This is a genomic window from Lysinibacillus sp. FSL K6-0102, from assembly GCF_038003545.1.
GTDB classification, from domain to species: Bacteria; Bacillota; Bacilli; order Bacillales_A; family Planococcaceae; genus Lysinibacillus; species Lysinibacillus capsici.
In genome coordinates, this window is record NZ_JBBOPH010000001.1 from 2,932,321 (window position 1) to 2,954,335 (window position 22,015).

Genomic DNA, 22,015 nt, shown 5'->3' on the forward strand with positions numbered 1-22,015 from the left:
ACCTACTTTAATGCATCGACGATCGTGTCGATGTTATGTTGATACATACCTATATACGTACCTTCTGTTGTTCCTTCAGCTCCCATAGCATCTGAGAATAATTCCCCACCGATGACAATGTCGTGGCCTTTCTCCTTAGCCCCTTCAATGACAGCTTTCATCGCCTTATCGGACACACTGGATTCTATAAAAAGAGCCTTAATCTTATTTTCTACTAAGAAATCAACCATCTCCTGAACATCCTTCACACCATACTCTGAATCAGTACTCAGCCCTTGCAAGCCACGTACTTCAAATCCCTGACTTCTGCCAAAGTAATTGAATGCATCATGAGCCGTTACTAATATTCTTTGTTGCTGTGGTATTTCATTCACACGTTTTTCTGCGTAGCTTTGTAAATCATCCAGCTTTTTCAAGTAAGCTGCTTCATTTGTTTGAAAATCTTCTTTAAATTCAGGGTATTCTTCCTGAAGCTGCGTACTGATTGCCTTGACAACACCTTTCCAAAGCTCAACATCAAACCAAATATGTGGATCATGGAGCATGGCATCCGTATCACTGGCAAGCAGTTGCTTTTCATCTAATGTCTCGCCCACTGCCAAGACCGTTTTATCCTTCGCCATTTGTTCAAAGATATCGAGCATTTGTCCTTCTAAATGTAAGCCATTATAAAAAATGACTTCTGCTTTATCCAATTTCGATAAATCACTTTGAGTCGCCTTGTAGAGATGGGGATCTACGCCTGGACCCATCAATGCTGATACCTGTAAATGATCACCACTGATTTCTTTAATCGCATCTGCAATTTGTCCTGTGGTTGCAACCACAATGCCTTCTTTTTCACCCTCTGTTTCTGCTGAACAGCCAAATAATAGAAATGAGAGTGATAATACCACCACACCTAACCATTGTTTCATTTTCCTACCTCAACTTTCTCTTTATTAAGCAATTGTTTGAAAAAAGTGCCTAAACTACGAAGTAACCAATTGGCGGACAAGCCGTAAATTGGTTGTCATGCCCGCCCTAGTCGTATTCAACGCCAATATCCTAACTTTTTCCACACAATACCTTAATTTATATTCATTTTCCTGATAAGCTGGCGCCAGCTCATCCAGAAAAGGATTAACATCATACCTGCGCCTACTGAATCGGTCAGTTTCCATACGATTGCTAAAATAATTAAAATGGCCATTGGAAGAATCGTCAGCTTGAAATCACCTAAATCTTTCATTCACGCACTCTTCTTTCTTTGGAGATATTTTGTTTCCCTTAGGAAAAATATATGCTTAATACAAAGAAAATTCAACTACTTTATGAAAATTTCTTTAAAAAATTTTTTTTCTTACACAAAAATTAGTTTAGCCCAAACAAAAAAATCCCTAATGCAGACATTAGAGATTCTTTTATAAAAATACATAGATTTATGTTAATATACTTTTATTCTTCTTTTTCTAGCGGCTTTCCTATAAATTCAAATGCATAAATATGTGTTTTTGTTAATTCAATAATATCCTTGATTAAAGCTTCTTCTGATTTTTCATAGCCGCTTGCAATCCATTGCATCATCAATCCATAAAAGCCGTAGGAAGTATAATGCTTGAACATGTTCATGTTGACAGGCTGCTGATTGATCGTCTCAAATTTAAATTGCTCTTGATAAATTTTTGTGATCGTTAAGGGCATACGGGTGTGCAACCCAGGAATCGTATCTTCCACATTCAGCAGCTCGAAAAACAAACGGTGCTTATAAATGTAATGAATAATATTAAAGGATGGTGCTTTCAATTTTGTCGTGTATACCTTTTCTCCATATAGGTAGGGTTCACCTACTGCCACTTCCAGACCATTCAGCATTTGTTCTAGTAAATTCTCTGCTAGTTCAAATTTATCTTGAAAATGCACATAAAAGGTACTACGGTTATAGCCCGCTCGTTCTACAATATCCTTCACTGTAATGGCTTGAAAACCATGTTGTTTCATTAAATCGACAAACGCTTCATAAAAATGACGGCGGGTTCTTTCTTGTCTTTGTGTCCATTTTGGCAATTTTACTTCCCCCTTTTAGACATTCCAGGCACATATGTCTACTAGTTAGATATTTACTACGACATTAATGATTGTTTCCGTTTTCAGGCGTTTTACAATAAAAGTACACCGTGATTTACACAGTGTGCAAGAAAAAAGTTTGTTTAAGGGAGTGTCATGTATGGGGAAATTACAAGATAAAGTCGCAATTATTACAGGTGGTGCTTCTGGTATCGGTGCTGCAACAGCCAAATTATTTGTAGCAGAGGGAGCAAAAGTGGTGCTTGTGGACCTAAACGAGGAAAAAGGCCAAGCATTTGCAGCTGAACTACAGGCAACAGGAGCAAAAGCCATGTTTATCAAAGCAAACGTAACGGATGAACAGGAAGTAGCAGCTATTTATCAAACAACTATTGAGGCATTTGGCAAAGTCGATGTCCTTTTTAATAATGCAGGGATTGGTCGTGTTACGCCAACTGAGGAGCTTCCTTATGCGGAATGGCGTCAAACTGTAAATGTAGACTTAGATGGTGTATTTTTAATGGCGCAGGCTGCCATCAAAGAAATGCTAAAAGCGAATGGTGGTACAATCGTTAATACAGCTTCGATGTATGGCTGGGTTGGCTCGCCAGGATCAGCTGCTTATAATGCAGCAAAAGGAGGCGTGATTAATTTAACACGTTCATTAGCATTAGAATTTGCTACGCGAGGGATTCGTGTCAATGCCCTATGTCCAGGCTTTATTGATACACCAATTATCCCAGAAGAAAGTAAGGAGCCATTACGTCAGATCACACCTATGCAACGACTAGGACAACCAGAGGAAATGGCGAAAGCTGTTTTATTTATGGCATGTGACGATTCAACGTTTATGACAGGGAACACATTAACAGTAGATGGTGGCTACACAGCCCAATAACGACGTTTAAAATAATCGCTACCCGACAAAGGGCAGCGATTATTTTTTCACTAGAAAAATTTGCAGTTTTTATCCATTTCCTGCAAACTATTACTAAAGCGAGCAAGAAAGGATGAAGACAACAAATGAAAAAATTAATAGGTACATTATTATTTTCTATTCTGATTATAGCTAGTGCAGGCAATGTACAAGCTGCTGGCTTTCGGGACGTATCAAAGGATCATTATGCATATGAAGCTATTTTATGGGCAGAAGAATATGATATTGTTAATGGCTTTACAGACGGTACATTTAAACCGAATGCTACCATTACTGAACAGCAATTAGGAAAATTATTAGCCAATTTTTATGAGCTCGAAACGCCCATCGACGAATTAAAAAAGCAAACTCCTTCGGCAAACTGGTCGGATGATTTCTATAACCAGCTCGCAAGCTATGGGGTGCCTTTAAATGGCTATTTCGACAACCGAATCCGAGCGGCTACTGTGAAGCGTGGTGTAGTGGCACAGGCTATTGCTCATTTAGCTAGCGGTAAGAAGGGCTTAGATCAATCTATTCAATTTTTACTTGATACCTATATTTCTTCCGGGCTAAATCCACAGTATGAAGAGCGTAATTTACAAAAGTTTTATGGCGTGACAAGCAACATGACTCGTGCGCAAGTTGTTACGATGCTCTATCGTATGGACGAACGAAATTATTATGAAATTTCAGCGGATGCACAAGCAATTCATGAGAATGCCAACAACGTATCCTTAAATAATAGGGCAAAAAATGCTCAAAATCAGCTCGACAAATCATTACAGCAGGCTACTCCTAGTAAAAGCGCATGGGAAGGTGTGTATACTTATTACTACAAATGGGGTAAGGGTACAAATGAGTTTAACCGCCGTGATGCTATAATCTCCAATGCCACAAACAAGAGCTTTTCTATTGCTTTAACGGCGAATGATGGCTCCGCTTCAGGTAGTGTAAATGGCACAGCCACAATTACAAGCAATACGAAAGCCCTTATGAATACATCCTCGAATGGCAATCGTTGTGTTGTCGAGTTTGAACGTTTATCCAATAATGCCCTAAAGGTGACCGAGATTGATTGTCGTGCTGAACGTAATGAAGGCACCAATTTTTCGGGTACCCTCAAGCAGCAATAATTTGTAACAGAGTCTGAATCATTCAGGCTCTTTTTTCATCCTTAAAAGCTTCATAGCTATGTTTGGCGATGGCAATAAAATCTTCGAGACAGGGATGCATATGCTTATCTTTATGCCATGCAATATCTGTATAAATTGGCGCTAAATCAATTGTGGACGATACTTCCATTAATTGACCACTTTCCAGCTCCTTCTCTACAACCATTTTAGGTAAAAATGTAATACCTAACCCTGCCATCACACATTGCTTGATTGCTTCAATACTGGCGAATTCAATCATTTGTAAGGGATTGACACCCTCTTGCTGTAGCTGTGCTTCTAAATGATTACGATAGGAGCACCCTGTTTCTGTTAACAACATCGTTTCAGTTGAAATTTGTTGAGCCGATAGAGGCTGACTAATTTCTTTGGGGGCACTCACAAAAACAAGCTGTTCCTGAATCAATCGCTCTCGCTTGAGCATGGCTGTTTCCTGATAAGTGTCCGTTATCAATGCAATATCAAGTTTACCAGCTTGTAATAAATCCTTTGCAATAGCTGTTGTATGCACAGGCTTGAAAATGATTTTCACTTGCGGGTGTGCTTGTTGAAATTGCTGTAAAATACTTGGTAGTCGATAGACACACTGACTTTCCTGTGCCCCTACCTTCAATAGGACTTGCTCCTGCTCGTTGGATATAGCTTTTTTCATTTCACGGTCTAGCTCAAGCATTTTTTTTGCATAATGCTGTAGACGCTTGCCCTCTTCTGTGAGAATAATGCGCTTGCCAAGCCGCTCAAAAAGAGGAACACCTAACTCTTGTTCTAATGTTTTTATCTGAGCTGTAATACTCGATTGAGCGTAGTCAAGAAGCTGGGCTGTCTGTGTAAAGCTTAATGTTTCAGCTGCTGTAAAAAACGTTTGAAGCTGCTTAATATCCATCACGTGAACCCCTTCATCTATTTCTTCGATAGTTTTTGTTGAAACATTCATCCTTTTCGATAATAAAATCCAATATACACTAGTTTGTAGTTGAAAGAAAGAGATGGCTGCATTTACCAATAGCGCAAGCAAATTTCTAACATCAAAAGAACCTTTCATCATATAAAGAGAAACGAATTTGGAGACTTCTTCCCTCCAAATTCGTTTCATTGTATTGTGCTATAAAAATAGTAAATATCATCTAAAGCCAATAAGGTCGACTTATTGTAATTCTTTTCTAAGATGATCAGCTGCAGACAATGCTTTTAGATCTTGAAGGATCTCGCCTGGCTTGTTTCCTTCTCCTAGAATATATCCCTCAAAGGTTATCCCAACAAAATCAAAAATATGTTGAAATTGCTGAATCATTGGTAACCCCTTTATATAAGGCTCATCTCCACCAACTGCAATGACATATGCTTTTTTAGAAGACATTAATGCTTTAAAATCTGGATAATTCGGGTCTCTTAGGGTTTGTGACCATCGATCTATAAAGTTCTTCATCGCTCCTGTCATACTATACCAATAAATAGGCGTAGAAAATATAAGAATATCATGCGGAAGAATACGGTCAATGACGGCGTTATAATCATCGCTGACATCTGTGAACCCTTCCGCAGCATGACGCTTATCGATTATTGGCTGAATAACACAGTCCTTTAGATAAATTTCTTCAATCATTAGGCCTTGAGTGGCTAATTTTGTTAAAGTCTCTACATTCCCATTCGGCCGATTGCCACCGTAAATAACTGCTATTGACATTTAGAATATCCCCGTTTCCTTGAAGTTTTTACTATTGTTCCCGTATACCTGTATCTTATTATGAATTTACAATTCGATAAAGATGATTATTTCGATAAAATCAATCGAAAAAAGTGATTACAATTAGCATGCATACTTTTAAAAATATGTTCAATTAAACTAGGATACAAAATGAAATCAATAGTTAGTTATAACCCCTCTAAATTATCCAACAAACTATACCCATATTTAGCAAATTGTTGTTTGACTTGGTTAATGCAATATTTAATTCGTTTCTTTTTTTCTTCTTCGGAATATCCTATTGGGTTTTTTACACACGCACCCAAATCAATCCATTTCAAAGTGCTATTTTCCGTATCCCAGTATATATGTTCAAATTTAAAATCAAAATCGTATCTGTCTACATTCATCATATCTTTTTTTGCTTCAATCATTTTCAAAACAATTTCTTTTAATTCGTTGTTAGTTATGCCTTCTTTTAAAACCTGTGATAAAGTTTTACCATTCACTTTTTCTACAAATAAAAACTCTCTTTTTTTATATGCATAAATTTTAGGAAAATAAGGACTACTGTTTAACTCCAACAATGCGTATATATCGTTATCCCCTTTTCCTTCAGATAAAAATTTTTTCAATATAATTCCTTTGTTTTTCATTTCATAAACAATTGACCGTTTTCGATGTAATTGAATGATTTCAACTTCTTTACTCAATATAAGATTATATTCATATAAATAAATAGATTCTTTAGTCTCTTCTGGTAGATCATAAAAATAATTTGTGACAAGCAAAACTTGATTACTCCTTTCATCATAAGAAGATTCGACAAAAAGAGCTTATTCCCTTTATATTTCCATTATTTCTACATTCAAAAAAGTGAATACATTTTAATCATTGGATAAGAAGAATTGGATGAAAGGTCACCTATCTTTACAAAAAACCCAAACTACACAGAAGCTCATAACACTTCATTAGTTTGGGTTTCTTTATAAATAAATTTTCTTTTCTTATCAAATATTATAGATACTTTAACTATAATCTTTTAGGCCTTCCAATGAAAATCCAAATTACCAGGAACAAACTATATATAAATGGCATATAGAAAATACTCCCTGCATCTTCTCCATTCTTGATAGCGATTCCTATAAAAGCCCAGATAATTACTAATGGAAAAAATACATCTTGCTTATAAACACGTATAAAAGCAGCTAGCACAGTCGCAAGAATAAGTAATAACTGTGCCCATATTTCCTCCGAGAGCCCAAACCCATCCCACTCATAATATTTAAGCACAAAGCTAATATTAGCCATCAACGCCACACTAATCCACCCTAAATATACAGAAAATGGAAGTCTCCCTGAAAAACGATTATTCTCTTTCGGGTAACTTACATACAGAAAAATTATATGAACCAATAAGCCGACCATAATAACAATGGACGTTATAAACAATTCATAATGCCAGCTCAACAACCATGCGATATTTAAAAATGCAGTGATTACAAAGAGACCCAGATTGCTATTTATACGATTAGTAGTTGAAGACCGAAATTGTTGTACAAGCCAAATGAATAATAAAAAATAAATCAAGCCCCAAATACTAAAAACATAGCCTGCTGGAATAAACAATACATCTACCTGATTAGAAATTTCACCTGTCTTTTTCCCATTAATCCCCACCGTACTAGCTAGTCCATTAATAATAACCATGGCGAAATAACTTATGAGTGCAAGCCATTTCATGTTCTTTCCCCCTCATATACATCATCTAATTCAATATATTCATTACCCATTCCAACTTATAATTACTCCGCTTACATAACATTAATAAATTATTTAAAGCCATTAGCTTATCTATAAAATCGTATAGCCTACTCATTATGGTATGGAAGAAAAAAACAACAAATTGTCTCATTAAATTCCCCACCCCTATTTCCCTGTTATTCAATATTCAACCACTATAGTTATACAATTGTTGTACAACTTTTAAATATCTATATTATAATATGAAAAGTTGTAAGGTTTCGGAAAGCACTACGGCACACAAATACTCACAATCATGAATGTTACTAGCTATAGAAAGGCAGGGAAATAATGACACCAACAGATTGGCAATATAATATTACGCAGGTATCTGAAATCACAGGACTATCCAAACAAGTGATACGTAAATGGGAAGAGCGCTACCAACTTGTTCACCCCAAAAGATTAGAAAATGGACACCGTGTTTATAGTGAAAAGGATGTGCAGCTATATTTAAAAGTACTTAGCCTTTCGAACCAAGGCTATTCTATAAAACAAGCAGTGACAATTGTACTTAGCAATCAAAATGTTTTAGAGGCAGTTACCCCCACAGTGTTGACCAAAAGCGACAATGTAGATCATTTCTGTAATCTTTTATTGGAAGAAGGAAGACTTTGCAATGAAGTAGAACTTAATCGACTCCTGCAACAAGCAAATCATTCATTAGGATTAGCAAAATTTCTATCTCATGTGATTATTCCTTTCTTACAAGAGGTAGGAAGATTATGGGAAAAACAGGTATGGACCGAGTATCAAGAATCTGTTACTACAATGATTGTTAGAGATTATTTAGTACAATTAAGAAGGAATTACCACTCTAAAGAGGATGCACCACTTATAATGGGAGCATGCTTACCAGGGGAGCATCATGAAGTTCAACTTCATATTTTATTGTTGCAAGCAATGATGGCTGGTTGGCGATCATTCCTTGTTGGCAGTTCTCCAGCTGTTGGGGCAATTGAATCTTTAATCATACATTTTAAACCAAAGGTGGTTCTATTATCTGCTATGACTACAAGGCCATTTGAGTTATACCCTACTAGCATTCAGCAATTAGATGACTTCGCTGCAAAACATCCTGCTATTCGATTTTATATGGGGGGTGCTGGCTCTGAAGAGTATTTAAAAACACATTCCTTACATTCAATTGCTATTGCCAGTACTATTGATGAAGTTATAAATAACTCTCACTCTAAATAACATTTATTTTTAGTAGGAGTTTAACGTTTTGGTTAGAACTAGTACTATAAGCAAAAGTTAAAAAGTTTATTAATACTGCTATCCCTGTTTAAATAAGGCATTGTTCTTACAATCTATTTTATTGAGAAGTTCAACGAGAATATCATGGATGAAAGCATTGGTTACACATGCTTTTGTCTATGATTTTTTTTTGCACGCAATAGCCATAAAATAATTTTTTAAATTTCAAGAATATATAGTTTGCACATTTTTGTACACTAATTGTATAATCACTGTATAACTTTTGTACAACAAATAAATATTTTTATCTATTTATAAATCATGACTCAATACAGGTAGTGTTATAAGACTAAATAGCAGATACGGAGGTTTTTCACAATGAAAAAGGAGATTATTGTTATAGGAGCTGGTCCAGGTGGTTTAGCGTCGGCAATGCTGCTTAGCGCTAAAGGATTTAATGTCAAAGTTTACGAGAAACAACCCTATATTGGTGGTAGAACAAGTGAAATAAAGCTAGGAGAATATAAATTTGATATGGGCCCCACATTTTTAAATATGTTTTATATTATTGAAGAAATATTCGAGCTTGCCGGTAAAAATATACATAATTATATAGATCTAGTAAACCTAGATCCAATGTATGAATTAATTTTTCACGATAAGCGCATTAAAATGACTCGTGATCGTGAGGAAATGATTCGTCAAATAAATGAACTATTTCCAGGCAATGAGGGCTCTTTTGAAAAATATATGAAGGAAACTAATCACAAATTAGAAGCGTTAGTACCTGTATTGCAAGCAAGCATGAACCGTTATACAGATTTACTACACCCAAAAGTTTTAAAGGCATTGGGTGAGCTTGAAATCGGTAGATCTTTAATCGATACGCTTTCACGATTTTACAAGCAAGAGGAATTACAACTTGCCTTTACTTTCCAAGCAAAATACTTAGGCATGTCTCCGTGGGAAAGTCCTGGTGCATTTTCCATTCTATCTTTTATTGAGCATGCTTATGGTGTTTACCACATTACAGGTGGCATTAATAAGTTAACACAGGCAATGGCAAAGGTTGTACGAGAAAATGGTGGAGAGATCTACACGAACTGTGGCGTTTCAAAGCTCTGGTTGGATGATCGAAAGGTAAAGGGTGTCATTTTAGATAATGGCGAAAAAATAGCATCTAATGAAGTAATAATAAATAGTGATTTTGGTCATGCGATGACTCACTTAGTCGAGCCTGGTGTTCTAAAAAAATACACTAAAGAAAAGTTAGAGAAGAAAAAATACTCTTGCTCTACTTTTATGCTTTATCTAGGTGTCAATAAAAAATTTGATTTGCCCCATCATACGATCTGGTTTGCAAAAAATTACCGAAAAAATGTTGAAGAAATTACTAACCATAAATTGTTGTCGGATGATCCATCTATCTACATTCAAAATGCAGTTGTAACAGATCCGACAGTTGCCCCACAAGGGAAATCTACGCTATATGTATTAGCACCAGTACCTAATAATTTCAGTCATATTGAGTGGGATACCTGTGAACAAGATTATCGTAACATGCTAATTGGGTTAATTGAGGACAAACTTGGCATTGAAAATCTAGAGCAATACATTGAAGAAGAACACATAATTTCACCGAAAAATTGGGAAGAGAATTTAGGTGTATATAAAGGAGCAACTTTTAACCTAGGTCATCAGCTTACACAGATGCTGACATTCCGCCCTCACAATAAATTTGAAGAATTAAAAAATAGCTGGTTAGTTGGAGGTGGTACACATCCAGGAAGTGGTTTACCGATTATCTTGGAGTCTGCACGTATTACTTCTAATGGAATTCTACAAAAGCATGGTCTAGCACAATTAGCAGTGAAACCTTTACCTAAAATAGATCTCTTTAATACGGAACTCAATAACAAACCTAGTGAAAAAGTAATGTTGCATATCTAATAATCATTAAGTATGAATTAAATTTAGCTTAGCTACCTAATATAAGGATTTGAAAATATGAATATTCAGACAAAACATATGAATGAAAATGCAATTGTAGATTCAATGAAAAAAAATTTAGCCCTTGTAGAGTTTAACTTGAATAGAAAAGTGATTTGGGCTAATAAAAAATTTGCAGAGGTTCTAGGATATCAGGTGGATGAAGTTATTGGGATGGGTCATGAAAAGTTTTGTAAACCGGATTTTATACAAAGCCCAGACTATCATCTCCTATGGCAAGGTTTATTAAATGGAGAAAAATATGAAGGAAAAATTGAAAGAATAAGTAAAATGAACGATTCTATATGGCTTGAAGCAACTTACCTCCCCATTTTCAATGACAATAATAAGGTAAGTTCCATATTAAAAATTTCAACAGATATTACAAATCGAGAATTCAATACTTTAGAGATTATTGCTAAACTAAAAAGTATGCCTCAGGAGTTAGTAGAAATTGTTGTATCCAATTCAGAAGAAAACATAAAAGCCGTAGCATCACTTGCCAAAGAAGTTGACGCAATTAGAGATACTGTAAAAGTGATTCATACTATCGCTAAACAAACAAATGTCCTAGCACTGAATGCCGCAATAGAGGCTGCACGTGTTGGTGAAAAAGGTCGCGGATTTAAAGTCGTAGCAGAAGAGGTACGAAAATTAGCACTGAATGTTGATAATGCACTTCGAAATATCGAATATAATGTAATGACTATAGAAAGTGATACGGAAAAGGTCGATAATATTACACATGATTTGAAGAAAGTTGTAACAGAAACGCACAATGAATTTAATAAAGCCATTGATAGATTCGAAAAAATGCTTTAACTAGTCAATAATACAGCAGCTAAAGTTCTCAATAGATATTTGAGAGCTTTAGCTTCTTTTTTCTAACTAATTAATATCACTATAAATTATATTCTACTAACAATATCCTTATTATTTAATGGTATTTTTTCATTTTTTCAAACCACCCAAATGCTATCTCAGCCTCTATACATTCATTGTCCTGTGTAACTAAAAAAATTACAAATGATTCACCAGATGGAAAAATAAATTTTCCATCTTCATCGCTTACTAAAGTACTTTGTGGTGGAACAATTCGTTTAAACGCATTTACTCCTTTATAGGGGTGCCCTTCAACAAGTTCAGCAAATTCAATTTTAACGTCTGGATTTGGTGGTGGATAAATGGCTGTATTAGTAGGCGTTACATTTTTAGAAATCATTGAATCCCCAGGAGGTATTGCATTAAACCAAATTTCAGCCAGAATAGGTTGTTTAGAATAATTAGTAATGGTAAACGCATTTACAAACAAATCCACATTAGAATATTTAGGATTACTTAAGCTTCCCCACGCATTTCTTCCTTTTTTTAAGGTAATTAATTCGGTTTGCCCAACAAAATATTGACCTAATAATGATTCATATAAAGGAGTAGGAATACTAACTATTTTCATAAATCGATCATTATTTTTCATTGTCAATCTCACCCCCTTTTATATATTAATGTATGTATTTTTAGTAGGGATGTTTAGACGAAAATATCTTACAAATAAGAGGTTGAAATAATCAACACGCAATCCTTAATTTTACGACTAATTCCATATTACAATGACTTGTAAGCATGTTTATAGTTCGTAAATGATGGTGAATGAGAGCTAGCACTAAATAAGCAATATAAGAAAACGACCTAAAAGCTTAATGAAGGCTAGTTAGGTCGTTTTTTCATCTATGCTTCTACCGTGATATGCTGGAAGGTTGTCACATCAAATAATCCTGTATCTGTTAGCTTTAAAGTAGGAATAACTGGTAATGCCACAAAAGAAAACGTTAGTAAAAAATGGAAATCTAATGTTGGATTAAGCGTCTTTAATGCCCTGTGCAAGCCTGCTAGCTGCTCCTTTGCCTGTTGAGCTGGTACATCTGTCATCAAGCCACCAATTGTTAATGGCATCTCTGCTAGAATTTGGCCATCCGCAACGATCACAAAGCCCCCTTGGATTTCCTGAATGCGTGTAAGCGCCAGGACCATATCCTCATCATTTGTTCCTACAACAAGGGCATTATGGGAATCATGAGCTACCGTTGTGGCTACTGCTCCTTTTTGTAAGCCAAAGCCTTTAACAATTCCTAAACCTGTCTTGTGTAGCTGATGATGACGTTCGATGACGGCTAGTTTCAGTAGATCTTGTTCTACAGAAGGGACGAAAAAACCATCCTTTACAGGTACATCCATTATTACATGATTGGTAATTAGCTGATTCGGCACAATCTCCATTACATTCGCCTTTGTACCCTTTGTGAATGCTAGTTGTAGCCTATCCTTTGTAATGGTTGGTAAATGGACAGATTGATGGATATGAGCCGGCACAACTGGCTCTTGACGATTTGTCAGCATTTTACCATTTTCAGCCACTTTCTGCCCATTTTTCCATACGGCCTTTGCCTGCATTGTTGACAAATTCTCTACTAACACAAAATCTGCCTTATAGCCTGGTGCAAGTACACCTCGATCTAATAAACGATAGCATTCTGCGGTGTTAACGGTTGCTAACTGGATTGCTTGCAATGGTTGCATCCCTTCAGCTATTGCCATGGCGATATCATAATTGATGCTGCCTTCGTCGATTAACTCATCCACATATTTATCATCTGTACAAAATCCAAAGCGACGAGCATTATGTGACTGGACAGCTGGCAATAAGTCACGTAAGTTTTTCGCGGCTGAGCCCTCTCGGATTAGCACATACATCCCCTGCTCTACACGGTCAATGGCTTCCTCAGCCGTTACACATTCATGATCTGTGTGAATACCCGCAGCTCGATAGCCTGTAATTTGTTCGCTTTGTAAGCCTGCACAATGCCCATCAATGACTAAATTTGCTTCCTGCGATAATAAAATTTTCTGAAGCATGTCCTCTTGCCCATTTAATACCGCTGGGAAATCCATCACCTCCGCTAATCCACGAACCTGTTCATGTTGTAGAAATGGTGCCAAATCCTTAGCTGTTAGTGTAGCGCCTGCATTTTCAAACTGTGTACCTGGCACACTTGATGGCAGCATCACAAAAATATCCATATCTGCCTTTTGTGCATCATCTAGCATAAATTGAATGCCTTCTGCTCCTGCGACATTGGCGATCTCATGAGGATCAGTTATCACCGTTGTAATCCCATGAGGAAGTAAAACACGACTAAATTCCCCTGGTGTCAACATAGAAGACTCAATATGTATATGACCATCAATTAAACCAGGAATGACATAGCCTCCTGCCGCATCCTCTTCCTGTTTAGCGTGAAACTTATTCGTGCGATCTAGAGCCACAATCATCCCATTCTTCACGACGATATCTGCTTTTTGCCATGTTAACGAAAAAACATCCGCAATTTGCGCATTTCTCAGTATAAAATCTGCCTCTAATTTTCCTTGAGATGATAATACATTTTGTGTTAGCTGCTGTAATTTTATCGACATAACTTATACTCCTTTTTCTTTTAAGAACTATCATGCCAAAAAGATGCTAGCCATTGCAACTATTTATCGCTACATCAGTAAAAAACGACCATTGATCAATGGTCGTTCGAAAATTCTAGCTCTTTAGGTGGTTGCCCTTTTTTATTCATCAAGCGCATACGAATAGGCTCAATCTTTAATGTCACCATTTCATCCTGATTGCCAATAAAGATACTTGTAAAAAATTCGGCTAGTTTATTTTTTATCCCTTCTTCATGTACTTCAGTAAGTTTGCCTTCTATTTCCACATACGTATCACCAAAGCCACCATTTTCGTAGCCATATAAAATATGGGTATATGGGTTTTTGCGCAGCTCTTCCATTTTTTCTGAATGCTTATTCGTCACTGTATACAATACAAAATCTTCATGCTGGAATGTCATGTATCGTGAGTAAGGTTTGCCATTTTCTACAGTCGCCATTGTGCCAATCTTTTCTCGATTTAACACTTCTAGAATTTCATCACGTACAGAAGTCATAATATCCCATCCTTTCATCTATATATCTATTTTGCCCTCTCCCAAGAAAGCTAAACGGTCTTTTTTTGAAAAATGTGAAATGACAATCTTCGGGCATATTGAAAATCTATTGTTATAATAACTGGATGGACAACAGGAATTTTCGAATGAATGAGGGTTAAAAATGAAACAAGCTTTTTTTACGCGCTGTTTGTTTTTCATAACAGGCATTATCGTACTTTCTTTTGGTATCACATTAACAATTAAAGGCCAACTCTTTGGAGTGGGCTCATGGGATGTACTACATATTGGCTTAACAAAAACAGTAGGCCTATCAATCGGTTCATGGTCCATTATTTTGGGACTTGCTATTTTAGCGTTTGATATGCTGATTACGAAAAAGTTCCCTTTACCTGGAACGTTTATCGATATGTTTTTGGCAGGCATTTTTATTGATATTTTCAACTATTGGTTACCTGATATTGATGGTTTTTGGATGCAACTTATTTCTTACCTTACAGGGTTAGTGTTACTAGGCTGGGGCTGTGGAATGTATATGGTAGCAAATTTAGGTATTGGACCGCGTGATACACTCATGCTGATGATGGTTCATAAGCTTGGCTGGAGTGTGACTCGCTCTCGTACAACAATGGAAGTAACAGTTGCAATCATTGGCTTCCTACTTGGCGGTCCTATAGGCATCGGTACGGTATTTATGGCATTTGGACTTGGACCAATCGTACAATTTGCCTTATCCTATAACGAAAAATTATTTATGCGATGGACAGGCGTGAAAAGCGCTGTTGTCTAAACTTTAAAGACAATGCATTTTTGCATTGTCTTTTTTACAGTTGAAATATACAGTTTAACTATATATAATCAAACTATATAGTCCAACTGTATATTTGAGGTGAAGATGTGAAAAAACATAAATTATTACCTTTATCCGAAACCATGCATTATATTCTACTTGCCTTACGTGAACCGCTACATGGCTATGCCATGATGCAAAAAATCGAGGAAATGAGCGCAGGTAGTGTAAGGATTGCTGCTGGCACTATGTATGGAGCCATTGAAAATTTATTAAAATATCATTGGATCACGCCTGTTGAGACCCAGGATACAAGACGCAAGGTTTATCAAACCACAGAAGAGGGTCTAGAAATATTAGCGGCAGAGCAACAAAGATTGCAGCGCATTTTATCTTTATACGAGGGAGCTGGCGAACATGATAAAGTTTAAAATCTTTTTTGATATCGAAAAGGAAGAGCGTTGGTTAAACGAAATGTTAGCCAAGGGTTGGCTATGCTCTCACATAAACTCAGCAGGTATTTATACATTTCAGCCTACTGAAAATCTTGAACAAGTTATTCGGATTGATTGTCAGCAGGAGCTTCGGAAAGAAAAGAAAGCAACCTATAAGCAATTACATGAAGATTTTGGCTGGCGTATAGTAAAAGAAAAATCATATGATGGCACTTTTTATTGGACAAAAAGTAAAGATGGTAATGATGAATTATTTTCAGATCATGATTCCCACATTGCGAAATATAAACGTTTAATGAAACATGCAAGCAATTGGGCAATACTCTCACTTATCTTCTTAATGATTTTTAATGGCAACGATAACGTCGCTCCCTTTTTCAGTATAAAAAGCGCATATTATACCCCAGGTTTATGGGATAAAGAAGGTTCTGCCTTCCTTTTTGCTTTTTTATTTGAAACACCCTTTGCCATCATGCGCTTTCTTCCACCATGGCTATTTTTAGCAACTTGTAGTATTTACATCACACTCTATTATCGTTATCGTAAATCCATACAGCAATTTTTATAGCAAATAATAAGGAGCCCCTTACGTAGTGTAAGGAGGCTCCTCTTTCCTTTATGCTTCTGGTTCAGCAGTATTTTGTCCTGTTGCTTCCATCACTTCTGGTGTATCGTCCACTGTATCATCTTCCTGTACGTTTTCAGCAGCCGGTGGTGTAATCGTCACAAGTGTGTAGTCATCCTCTTGTAAAATTTCAAACGAGAACTGTTGACGAATATCTCCGACGTATAGAGAAGTCCCAATTGCAACATTTGTAACATCTATTTCAATGGTTTCTGGAATGTCAGTTGGCTTCACTTTAATACGCACTTCACGATTAGGCTGGAGCAGGAATCCGCCATCAGCAACTCCAACTGCATCCCCAATTACAGTCACTGGAATATCCACTTCTAGCTCCTCTGACATATTGATGGATTTAAAATCCACATGCTTAACATTCCCTTTTAATGCACAACGTTGTACCTCTGTTAAAACTGCATTAATGCGTTTTCCTTCAACATCTAATTGGAAAACACTTTTCGTACCGTGTGTAGCTAACATTTTTGCAAAGGCTCTCGCATCTAACATAATTGCCGTTGATTCCATTTGAAAGCCGTAAACTACACCTGGAATGCCCCCATTTTGTCGAAGCTGTGTTAAAGAAGATTGTTGTCCCTTTTGACGTTTACTGGCAGTTAAAACCATATTCATCGAATATTTCCCCTTTCATGGAAACTAGTCTCATAAAAGGTTTTGCCTTTTCTATTGTATTTTATACATAGCAAGCACGCGATTATTTGGTCAGTATGGTAGTGGTAATTTGCCTCTCGGGATTACCGTTACGCAATACAACACAGAGTGCGATAATCGCTAAAACCGTACAAACCATAAACATGACCATATAGGATGTAAATTGCACAATAAAGCCCATCAAAAACCCACCCAACCCAAAGCCTAAATCATAGGTAGCTAAAAATAAACCTAGCAAAACATTTCTCGATTCTTGTGGTACAACAAACGACATATATGTAGTAATTGTCGGATATAGCATCGCTGAGGCAAGGCCATTGAAAACAGCGGAAATATAGACAAAAGATCCTATTTCAGGTAAAACAGCAAGCAACGTTGTGCCCAATATGGAGCTGAAAAGCACACATGCAATAAATTTCGGATGCCATTGTCCATCTGAAGGAATAGAGCGTCGCAATACAAAGCGACTACCCACCACGACCAATGCCTGTAACGTTAAATAAATAGCTGGATTCCCCACCCCCTCGGTCAGCATAAACAATGGTAAAAAGGTGGTGATGGCGCCAAAAATAGCAGCACCAAGAACCATAACGATTGCTGATATGACTAGCCCCTTGTGTTGTTTTACCCCCTTCATAGCGGCTAACAGCTCTCTTGTTGTCACAACTTCTGTGTCTTCCTTTGCTTTTGGTAAAGGGGAGCCAATAAAAAACAGTAGTGGCAGAAGAGCCAACATAACCATAAAGATTAATAAATCCTGACTATCCAATTGCGTCCACAAGAGTAGCGCTACTGCAGGTCCATATAAACCAGGTACAACACTGGATAAGGAATACATCGACATGCCTTGCCCCCGATCATGGTCGTGTAAGACAACTGTAATACCTAGCTGCATCGCCATAGAAAAGAAAGCGGTGATGATACCCTGTAGGACTCGTACTAAAAAGACACTATCAATACCAAATATTACATAGATAAGCAGTGCAAGTGCATGGCCTACTAACAGCCATTGCATAATCGTATAAGGACTATGCTTGGCGACCATTTGGCCAGCAAAAGGTCTTAATAGCATACAAACAAGCATATACATGGCCATCATGACTCCAATTTCCCCCTCCAAGTACCCCCCATCCGCTGCTTCTAATGGAAAAATAACTGTCAACACGGCATTGGCGGTAAAAAAAATAACCGCAAGTCCATATAATTGCATCATGCGAAGGGATAAAGGCTGAAGTTTCATGAGACTTGCTCCCCTTGCAACGAAGAAATTTCTTGACGATTTATAGGTAATCTAGAGGCTAATAAGCGTTGGCTTATCGGATGGGTCATACATGGAATTTGAGACACATCATGAAGAAATTCCACCACTTCACCCTGGTCTACAACAGCTACTTCATCTGCAAACAAACTAACTGCGTGTAAATCGTGAGTAATAAATAAATAACTGAAGCCTCTCTCCTGTTGCAATTGTTTCAGAAGTTTTAGGATACTGATTTGTACCAATATATCTAAACTATTAATGGATTCATCCAAGATAATGAGCTTAGGGTCTGTTGCTATCGCCCTTGCGATGGTCACTCGCTGTAACTGACCACCACTTAATTGATGAGGGTATTTTTGAGCATCTCTCTCAGATAGTCCCACCTGTACTAAAAGCTCCTTTATTTTTTCTAGCTGCTGTTGTTTCGTCAACTGTAAATGACAATTCATTGGCTCTGCAATGATGTCTCGAATCTTCATTTTCGGATTAACAGCACTATGGCAATCTTGAAAAACGATTTGAATATTTTTTTGTAATTGCTTCTTCTCTTCTTTGCATGTCGTTGCTAGGTTTATATGATCGAATTTTATGATTCCGCTATCTGGCTTTTCCATACCTATTATCAGCTTTCCTAGTGTGGTTTTGCCACTACCACTCTCCCCGACAATGGCTAAGCAAACCCCTTGCTTCAAGGTGAATGACATATTTTTCACAGCTTCTATTGTTTCATGTTCCCCAAACAATCTCTTTTTTCGATAGGTTTTAGATACTTGTTGGATTTCTAACATCGGATTTCCTCCTGTCTTACCCAATAGTTCGTGTCTAGTTCATATAGAATTCCGTTTGTATCACCTGACCAGCTATCCACAAGTTTTTCAAGTTGATCATCCTTCCTTTTCGCTGCGACTAATGCTTTGGTATAGGAATGAACAGGGTTTTGTAATATCCGTTCGGCTGGACCATATTCCATAATTTTCCCCCTTCGCATAACAACAATTTGATCTGCCATTCGGGCGATGACGCCAAGATCATGTGACACAATCAGCATCGTTGTCTGATATTGTTGCTGACAATGAGACAATTCCTCTAAAACCTTGAGCTGTGTCATCGTATCAAGGGCTGTTGTTGGCTCATCTGCAAGCAAAAGCTTTGGACGAAGACTCATAGCCATGGCAATCATGACACGTTGAAGCATGCCACCGCTTAACTCGTGAGGATATTTTTTTAACAGTCTTGAATCGGTCAATTGAAAAAAAGCAAGTTGCTCAGTTGCTATGTGCAATGCTTGTTTTTTACTGAGCGATCGGTGTGCCTGTACTGTTTCAATCATATGCTCTCCTATTGTTATAATAGGATTAAACATAGCCAGAGGATTCTGCAATATACATGCCACGTCATTGCCCCGAAGGCCTCGCAACTGCTGTTCATCCATTTCCATTAAGGAACGCCCTTCCAATAAAATGTCTCCCTCATAGTTTCGAGACTCCCGAAACAGTTGCAAGATGGCATAACATAGCATCGTTTTACCGCTACCGCTTTCCCCGACAATACCAAGCGTTGTACCAGTTGGAATCTGGAAATCAACATGCTGCACAACTTTTTTAGGTCCCTGTGCTGTTTGAAGCGTAATTGACAAATCCCTTATCTCTAACATATTGTCACCTCTTCTTCTTATACTTTGGCGTCCATAGCCGTACGAAGGGCATCCCCAAACCAATTAAAAATAAGAACGGTTAATGAGATCATGATACCTGGTATAAACATAAGCGTTGGTTCACTCATTAAATAGGTTTTACTATCATTAATCATCATGCCCCATTCTGCCATCGGTGCCGTAACACCTAGCCCTAAAAACGACAGCTCCGAAATTAAAAGTATTGTGGAGCCAAGCCCGATTAGTTTTAACAAAAATATTTGTGGAAAGACAAACGGCAATATATGCCTCCTTATAATTTTTCGTTTCGGTACACCTGTCAGCCGTGCATATTGTACATAAGTGCTTTCTTTTAAAGAACGCACCATATTGCGAATAATACGCGCAAAACCTACCCACGACACAAAACAAATTGCCACAAACATATTTTTAACGCCACCACCTAACGCACCTACAATGACCAGGGCAAAAATAAAATCAGGAATGGAGAGCAGAACATCACAAATACGCATTAATACTAGATCAACCAGCCCACCGATGTACCCTGCCAGACACCCTACGATGATGCTAATGATTAAGGTAATGAATAGTACGCCAGAGGCTAGTAGCAGAGAGGTGCGCGTACCAAATAATAAACGGGAGAGCACACAGCGCCCTAGGTGATCTGTACCTAAGGGGTAATGCATAGAAAATCCCTGTAATTTATTGGCTATATCTGTTGTATAAGGATCATGAGGCGCTAACCAAGGAGCAAATAGAGCCATTACCACCAGCATGAGTACGAGCAAGCTACTGATGATGAGTGGCAAATTTTTTTTCACTATAGAGCGCCTCCTTTCAGCCTGACACGTGGATCAACAACCGCACATAGTATATCTGCTATAAAATTGATTGTGATATACAATCCCCCAATGATGACGATAAAAGCTTGTAGTACAGCGTAGTCTCTTGCTAACATGGCCTCCACAATAAAGTGTCCCACGCCAGAAATGGCAAAAACATTCTCAATAATTGCTGCACCCCCTAATAGGCCTCCACAGGTCATGGCAAGGGATGTGATAAGTTGTGGTAAAATGCTTTTGAAAATATGTGTACGCAAAATAACCGTTTCTTTTACACCTCTTGCACGGGCAAATAGAACATGCGGTTTCTTCATTTCTTCTCTCATGCTTGAGCGGATGAGCCTAATGTAATAAGGGATAAATCCTAAAGCCAGTGTTATCGATGGTAAAATGACATGAGCAAAACTTCCCCACCCCATGAGAGGTAGTACGCCCCATTTCAAGGCCACTGTATAAATGAAGAGAAAGGCCAGCCAAAAACTTGGCATAGAGGCAATTGTAAAGATAGCTGTACGTGTAAACCAATCGAGCCATCCACCGTTTTTTCTTGCAGACCAAATGCCAATAGAAAAGCTAATGACAATAATTATGACCAATGCTGTTACGGCTAAAAATAATGTTGTCTCAAAGCGTTGAAATAGTTCTGTTGCCACGGCCTTTTTCGATACAAAGGATGTTCCAAAATCTAATTGCAATGCATGGCTGAGCCAAGCAATATATTGCATCCACAAAGGTTGATCTAGCCCCATTTCTTCACGCATACTTGTCATGGCCTCTTCAGTAGCAGGAATTTGATTGATTGTAAAATAAGCTTCAACAGGATCAACAGGAATAAAGCGAATTAATCCAAAGGCGATGATGGTAATACCAAACAATGCCAGTAACATACTCACTAGTCGTTTAACAAAGAATGCAAACAT

24 protein-coding genes are annotated in these 22,015 nt (G+C 37.4%); 8 read left to right on the forward strand and 16 right to left on the reverse strand.

The features are described 5' to 3' along the window. Positions 1 to 2: 2 nt before the first annotated feature. The 3 genes from NYE73_RS14985 to NYE73_RS14995 form a co-directional block, all read right to left on the reverse strand. On the reverse strand, positions 3 to 917 hold the full coding sequence (locus tag NYE73_RS14985) for a metal ABC transporter solute-binding protein, Zn/Mn family (protein WP_048392424.1): 915 nt from the start codon (positions 915 to 917) through the stop codon (positions 3 to 5). Positions 918 to 1,069: 152 nt separating this feature from the next. Then, a complete protein-coding gene (locus tag NYE73_RS14990) occupies positions 1,070 to 1,231 on the reverse strand; it encodes a hypothetical protein (RefSeq protein ID WP_004230657.1) in 162 nt (53 codons plus the stop codon). Positions 1,232 to 1,437: 206 nt separating this feature from the next. Beyond that, positions 1,438 to 2,046, reverse strand: a complete 609-nt coding sequence (locus tag NYE73_RS14995) for a TetR/AcrR family transcriptional regulator (protein WP_066037768.1) — start codon at positions 2,044 to 2,046, stop codon at positions 1,438 to 1,440. A gap of 160 nt (positions 2,047 to 2,206) precedes the next feature. Here NYE73_RS14995 and NYE73_RS15000 point away from each other — a divergent pair, with 160 nt between their 5' ends. Together NYE73_RS15000 and NYE73_RS15005 are read left to right on the forward strand one after the other, a co-directional pair. Further along, positions 2,207 to 2,944: an SDR family NAD(P)-dependent oxidoreductase gene (locus NYE73_RS15000; RefSeq protein WP_259950777.1), complete on the forward strand. Its 738-nt coding sequence runs from the start codon at positions 2,207 to 2,209 to the stop codon at positions 2,942 to 2,944. A gap of 125 nt (positions 2,945 to 3,069) precedes the next feature. Beyond that, positions 3,070 to 4,098: an S-layer homology domain-containing protein gene (locus tag NYE73_RS15005; RefSeq protein ID WP_259950778.1), complete on the forward strand. Its 1,029-nt coding sequence runs from the start codon at positions 3,070 to 3,072 to the stop codon at positions 4,096 to 4,098. Between the two features lie 22 nt (positions 4,099 to 4,120). On the opposite strand, the gene NYE73_RS15010 is transcribed toward NYE73_RS15005, so the two are convergent. From NYE73_RS15010 to NYE73_RS15025, 4 genes are all read right to left on the reverse strand, one after another. Next, positions 4,121 to 5,020: a LysR family transcriptional regulator gene (locus tag NYE73_RS15010; protein ID WP_259950779.1), complete on the reverse strand. Its 900-nt coding sequence runs from the start codon at positions 5,018 to 5,020 to the stop codon at positions 4,121 to 4,123. Positions 5,021 to 5,281: 261 nt separating this feature from the next. Next, on the reverse strand, positions 5,282 to 5,821 hold the full coding sequence (locus NYE73_RS15015; RefSeq protein ID WP_131521476.1) for a flavodoxin family protein: 540 nt from the start codon (positions 5,819 to 5,821) through the stop codon (positions 5,282 to 5,284). Between the two features lie 188 nt (positions 5,822 to 6,009). After that, positions 6,010 to 6,612, reverse strand: a complete 603-nt coding sequence (locus tag NYE73_RS15020; protein WP_259950780.1) for a hypothetical protein — start codon at positions 6,610 to 6,612, stop codon at positions 6,010 to 6,012. A 241-nt stretch (positions 6,613 to 6,853) separates the two neighbouring features. Further along, on the reverse strand, positions 6,854 to 7,564 hold the full coding sequence (locus NYE73_RS15025; protein WP_259950781.1) for a TspO/MBR family protein: 711 nt from the start codon (positions 7,562 to 7,564) through the stop codon (positions 6,854 to 6,856). A 351-nt stretch (positions 7,565 to 7,915) separates the two neighbouring features. Here NYE73_RS15025 and NYE73_RS15030 point away from each other — a divergent pair, with 351 nt between their 5' ends. The 3 genes from NYE73_RS15030 to NYE73_RS15040 all read left to right on the forward strand — a co-directional run bounded on the left by NYE73_RS15030 (position 7,916) and on the right by NYE73_RS15040 (position 11,635). Beyond that, positions 7,916 to 8,824 (forward strand): MerR family transcriptional regulator, encoded by a 909-nt coding sequence (locus NYE73_RS15030; protein ID WP_054550455.1) that lies wholly within the window; start codon positions 7,916 to 7,918, stop codon positions 8,822 to 8,824. A gap of 378 nt (positions 8,825 to 9,202) precedes the next feature. Continuing rightward, positions 9,203 to 10,774 carry a phytoene desaturase family protein gene (locus NYE73_RS15035; protein WP_054550456.1) on the forward strand — a complete coding sequence of 524 codons (1,572 nt, stop codon included), beginning with the start codon at positions 9,203 to 9,205 and terminating at the stop codon, positions 10,772 to 10,774. 57 nt (positions 10,775 to 10,831) lie between these two features. Continuing rightward, on the forward strand, positions 10,832 to 11,635 hold the full coding sequence (locus NYE73_RS15040) for a methyl-accepting chemotaxis protein (protein WP_004230681.1): 804 nt from the start codon (positions 10,832 to 10,834) through the stop codon (positions 11,633 to 11,635). Between the two features lie 115 nt (positions 11,636 to 11,750). Here NYE73_RS15040 and NYE73_RS15045 read toward each other — a convergent pair whose 3' ends face one another. The 3 genes from NYE73_RS15045 to NYE73_RS15055 form a co-directional block, all read right to left on the reverse strand. Beyond that, positions 11,751 to 12,287, reverse strand: a complete 537-nt coding sequence (locus tag NYE73_RS15045) for a DUF6143 family protein (protein WP_004230683.1) — start codon at positions 12,285 to 12,287, stop codon at positions 11,751 to 11,753. A gap of 251 nt (positions 12,288 to 12,538) precedes the next feature. After that, positions 12,539 to 14,284 carry an adenine deaminase gene (gene ade, locus NYE73_RS15050; protein ID WP_259950782.1) on the reverse strand — a complete coding sequence of 582 codons (1,746 nt, stop codon included), beginning with the start codon at positions 14,282 to 14,284 and terminating at the stop codon, positions 12,539 to 12,541. A gap of 95 nt (positions 14,285 to 14,379) precedes the next feature. Then, positions 14,380 to 14,802, reverse strand: a complete 423-nt coding sequence (locus NYE73_RS15055; RefSeq protein WP_048392416.1) for a pyridoxamine 5'-phosphate oxidase family protein — start codon at positions 14,800 to 14,802, stop codon at positions 14,380 to 14,382. A 163-nt stretch (positions 14,803 to 14,965) separates the two neighbouring features. Here NYE73_RS15055 and NYE73_RS15060 point away from each other — a divergent pair, with 163 nt between their 5' ends. The 3 genes from NYE73_RS15060 to NYE73_RS15070 all read left to right on the forward strand — a co-directional run bounded on the left by NYE73_RS15060 (position 14,966) and on the right by NYE73_RS15070 (position 16,615). Next, positions 14,966 to 15,592, forward strand: a complete 627-nt coding sequence (locus NYE73_RS15060; protein ID WP_004230690.1) for a YczE/YyaS/YitT family protein — start codon at positions 14,966 to 14,968, stop codon at positions 15,590 to 15,592. Between the two features lie 143 nt (positions 15,593 to 15,735). Further along, on the forward strand, positions 15,736 to 16,023 hold the full coding sequence (locus NYE73_RS15065; RefSeq protein ID WP_259950839.1) for a PadR family transcriptional regulator: 288 nt from the start codon (positions 15,736 to 15,738) through the stop codon (positions 16,021 to 16,023). Next, complete coding sequence (locus tag NYE73_RS15070) at positions 16,010 to 16,615, forward strand: DUF2812 domain-containing protein (RefSeq protein WP_259950783.1); 606 nt, start codon at positions 16,010 to 16,012, stop codon at positions 16,613 to 16,615. The genes NYE73_RS15065 and NYE73_RS15070 overlap by 14 nt, the downstream gene beginning before the upstream one ends. A gap of 48 nt (positions 16,616 to 16,663) precedes the next feature. Here the strand turns inward: NYE73_RS15070 and NYE73_RS15075 are convergent, their stop codons facing one another. From NYE73_RS15075 to NYE73_RS15100, 6 genes are all read right to left on the reverse strand, one after another. Beyond that, positions 16,664 to 17,299: a 50S ribosomal protein L25/general stress protein Ctc gene (locus NYE73_RS15075; protein WP_048392414.1), complete on the reverse strand. Its 636-nt coding sequence runs from the start codon at positions 17,297 to 17,299 to the stop codon at positions 16,664 to 16,666. 82 nt (positions 17,300 to 17,381) lie between these two features. Beyond that, positions 17,382 to 18,578, reverse strand: coding sequence for a staphylopine family metallophore export MFS transporter CntE (cntE, locus tag NYE73_RS15080; protein ID WP_259950784.1), 1,197 nt, complete (start codon positions 18,576 to 18,578; stop codon positions 17,382 to 17,384). After that, on the reverse strand, positions 18,575 to 19,387 hold the full coding sequence (locus NYE73_RS15085) for an ABC transporter ATP-binding protein (protein WP_259950785.1): 813 nt from the start codon (positions 19,385 to 19,387) through the stop codon (positions 18,575 to 18,577). The genes cntE and NYE73_RS15085 overlap by 4 nt, the downstream gene beginning before the upstream one ends. Next, positions 19,381 to 20,253 (reverse strand): ABC transporter ATP-binding protein, encoded by an 873-nt coding sequence (locus NYE73_RS15090; protein WP_259950786.1) that lies wholly within the window; start codon positions 20,251 to 20,253, stop codon positions 19,381 to 19,383. Before NYE73_RS15090 ends, NYE73_RS15085 begins: the two co-directional genes overlap by 7 nt. A 17-nt stretch (positions 20,254 to 20,270) precedes the next feature. Beyond that, positions 20,271 to 21,074 (reverse strand): ABC transporter permease, encoded by an 804-nt coding sequence (locus tag NYE73_RS15095; protein ID WP_103118352.1) that lies wholly within the window; start codon positions 21,072 to 21,074, stop codon positions 20,271 to 20,273. Next, the gene (locus NYE73_RS15100; protein WP_259950787.1) at positions 21,074 to 22,015 is read right to left on the reverse strand and encodes an ABC transporter permease; all 942 of its coding nucleotides are present in this window, start codon (positions 22,013 to 22,015) and stop codon (positions 21,074 to 21,076) included. The genes NYE73_RS15095 and NYE73_RS15100 overlap by 1 nt, the downstream gene beginning before the upstream one ends.